This is a genomic window from Calothrix sp. CBUCES-K 9914 (genome assembly GCF_059640475.1).
On record NZ_JBXXZH010000457.1, the window covers coordinates 1 to 3,657 of the forward strand.

Annotated in this window: 3 protein-coding genes; 2 read left to right on the forward strand and 1 reads right to left on the reverse strand. The window is 36.1% G+C overall.

What is annotated here, in order from left to right; all coding sequences use genetic code 11:
• The first annotated feature begins 133 nt into the window (after positions 1-133).
• Entirely contained in the window at positions 134-859 is a 726-nt protein-coding gene (locus AC2JBO_RS43770; RefSeq protein WP_496959884.1) for an RpnC/YadD family protein, read from the forward strand.
• Here AC2JBO_RS43770 and AC2JBO_RS43775 read toward each other — a convergent pair.
• The gene (locus AC2JBO_RS43775; RefSeq protein ID WP_496959885.1) at positions 839-2,014 is read right to left on the reverse strand and encodes a glycosyltransferase family 4 protein; all 1,176 of its coding nucleotides are present in this window, start codon (positions 2,012-2,014) and stop codon (positions 839-841) included. The genes AC2JBO_RS43770 and AC2JBO_RS43775 overlap by 21 nt on opposite strands.
• A 1,247-nt stretch (positions 2,015-3,261) precedes the next feature.
• Between AC2JBO_RS43775 and AC2JBO_RS43780 the strand changes: the two genes are divergently transcribed.
• A partial coding sequence (locus AC2JBO_RS43780; RefSeq protein ID WP_496959886.1) for a PIG-L deacetylase family protein occupies positions 3,262-3,657 on the forward strand: 396 nt, incomplete at its 3' end.

The window sequence follows — 3,657 nt, forward strand, 5'->3', positions numbered from 1 at the left end:
AGTCTTTTGGGTTGAGTTTTTACATCTTTTGATTCTGCTAAAATTTGATTGTAATCTAAGCTCATATCACTTTACTATTACTGTATAATTTACTAATATAAACTAAAACTACAAATATATAGTCGTCTGTTTTATGACTAATCATAAACGTAGTGATTATGAGAATGCCTGGAAAGAAGTTATAGAAACGTATTTTATCGATATGATCAAGTACCTCCCTAATATTGCTGCGAGAGTTGATATGGAACTGCCATATGAGTTCTTAAATAGGGATTTTCAGCAAATGAACCGGGATGTTGAACCCGGCCGAGAGTACACTAGTAAAATAGTTCGTGTCTGGCTAAATCAAGAAGAAGAGGAATGGGTGATAATACACCTCCAAGTTCAAGGAGAATACTTTGAACATTTGCCAAGAAAAATGTTTACTCAAACTGGACGCATTTTTGAGCGATATGATCAACATCCTTTTACTTTGGTGATTTTATGCGATGAGGACAAAAATTGGCACCCAGAACAATTTGGTTACGATCATGGCTTTGGTAGTAGCTTAGATTTTCGCTTTCAAAACCTCAAGCTTTTAGATTTCAATGAGCGCTGGGAAGAATTGGAACAAAGTGAGAACCCCGTAGCTACGATTATAATGGCACATTTAAAAGCACTAGATACCTCACAGGCGCCTGAGTTACGCAAAATCTGGAAAACCAAATTAACCTTACAATTATACGAAAAGGAATTCGAGGAGCAAGATATCCGTAACCTGTATAAATTTATCGATAAGGTAATGGTATTGCCAGAACCATTACAAAAAGAGTTTTGGGAAGAATTAAAGCAATTTGAATCAGGAAAGTTTACCTTCTAACATAACCGCGCGTACTTGTCTCGCAATTTTAGACCAGTCAAAGTTGGCAGTTGTGTACTCACGACACTGTTGGAGTGAGGGGACTGTAATTTTTTTCAATAATGCGTGTTCTAAAGTTTCTGCTATTGCAGTGTCACTTGTCGAAGCACAAATCAATTCAGGTGAGAATGGTTCTAATATCTCTGGCATTCCACCAACTGGTGTGCAAACAACTGGAGTCCCACAAGCTAGCGACTCAACGATAGCTAGTCCAAAACCTTCAAATGATTGACTGGGCATTACGCTTAAGTCGGCAGCTTGATATGCTAGAGGTAATAACTCGTCAGGCAAAAATCCAATAAACTTAACGTGGTCATTAAGACCCAGTTCGGTTGCTTGAGCAATTAAAGTTTCAAGCATTGAACCTTTTCCACCAACCGCTAACCAAATATCTGGATTTCTTGGTTTTATTGCTGCGACCGCATTCAATAACTTATCTATACCTACACGATGTACTAAACGACGCGATGTAAACAAAATCTGACGGTCTTGAGGCCAGCCTAGCACTTCGCGCGCTTGTGTGGAAGATAAATTAGGCTGAAATTTATTCGTATCAACTCCACCAGGAATTATGTGAATCCTTTCCCAAGGAATTTGATATTGCTGGTGTAATATTTTACCAAATGCTTTTGAGAGAACGATAAATCTATCGCATCGGTTATAAGTTCTCTGTTCAATTAACCACTTCTTTAACAAAATACTAATTCGCGTCTCTCCACTCTCCTGTACACTTTCTGATGTCCAGGGGCCATGAAAGTTGAACGTAATTGGAACTTGTTTTGGTAATAAATCTAATATCGGAAAGCTGTACAAAGCAAAATGCAAATTGATGGCATCGGGTGTAAAAGTTCGCGACGCGCGGAAATTTGAGCGACACGACCACATACGCTTCCATATTGGCGCATCAGGAGCAGCTAGGTTTGTTAACTTTATCGATAAATTATCGGCATCTCTTGGCAACCCAACACCACAAAGTTCAATCTGGTCAAATGCTGCTAACTTATGCGTCAGATCATAAACATACCTTTCTAACCCTCCAGGCGTTTTTGGAAACCAACCCGCACCTACACACAATATTGATATAGGCTTCAAAACATTATTATCGCTACCGTTCACCGATTTTCCTCAATATTTATCCATTTGACACCGCTTCATACCTCATATATATTAATACCGTTTTTGAAGCTAGGGTATTAATCCAGGTTTACTGTAACTACTGGTATATATTTATATTATCTGTATACTCATATCACTCAATACAAGCATACTTACACCGTAAAATCGATTTAGTAATTGCTCTTCAAATAGTAGCATCCTTATTCTATAGAGTCAGTTGAAGCTTTTGCGCTTTGCATAACTAATTTTATCAAAAATTACGCTCCAAATCAAGTAAAGTTTAAATTATTTATTTTTAAAAATAACATGTAGATTCGATGAATTTACAGTAAACATAATCCTGTTGATATATATATTTGATAGTTTATGTATAAATTAGAATTATTTCAACTAAACATGTCTCCTAGCCATCATACATTACCTACCTAATTAATTTTGATTCTAGCTGAAATCTGATCTAACTTTTCACGTTATCTGGAAAAAACCTAACCCCCCAACCTCCTTCCATAGGAGGGAAGGGGGAGTACGTTTGCATACCGACCCTTGTAAAAGACAGGTTGGGGGAGAGGTTTTAGGAGAAAAAGGATTAATTTTCGATAGTTTAGATACAGAGAACCCGATTAATATACACAACATGTTTATCTTGATTATGAAATTTTAATGAATAAATTTTGTTTTTGCGTAATTTATTTGAATTTATCTAAACACTGACTTTTCACGCCATCTTTAAAACCTCTCCCTTCGGGTTCGCCAATGAGAGCGGGCTTTGTGGTTCATTCTTTAACGAACCGCAAAGTACGCAAAGTAGGCAAAGGGAAGGAATGTAAGAATTATAAAAAGATGTGTGTACACGGTCGAGTAGGGAAGGGGGTTGGGGGGGTTAGGTTTTACGTAGCGTTTTCCACATCCCGTGAAAAGTCAGATATAAACATTATATTGATAATTTTACAAAAGATAAAAAGCAATGACTTAAATAGTTTTTTGTTATACGGCTTTAATCAAATTTGTTTTATAAATATATAAATATATAAATAAATAAATACTGCTTCTGCTTTTGGAGCAAAAGTTTCATTGCAATACTGTCTACACGAAAAATGATAAATTCAGGTGATTGTAATTCCTGTGAAAAAGGTTTATAAATTAAAAGGGTGGTAAAAGAGAATAAAAAATTTATGTTTTGTATAAAAGACATGAAAATTACCATACCTAGGTAACTGCAAAAATCTACATAATATTAACTCTCGATTATGACAATAAAAAAACGTTTAAAAGAAATACAAAAGTTCTTACCTGAGAACTTGTTGCAACGAATGCAATATCTTAACTCAGCTTTATTATATAATGTGATTTTGCGCTTCCGTAGTCAACCTTTGGAGTTGAGCTTAAAGTCAGCGATGGTATTTTCTCCTCACCAAGATGATGAAACTTTTGGTTGTGGTGGAATGATTGCGCTGAAGCGGAGGCAACTTATACCTGTTACAGTTGTATTCTTGACTGATGGACAAGGTAATGGTGGTTTCAAGTCAGATATTAAAGACGAGATTGTAAAACTCCGGAAGCAAGAAGCGGAATCCGCATTAAGCATTTTAGGTGTTCAGCGAAGCGATATTCATTTTTTGGATAAACCAGATGGAAGTTTACTC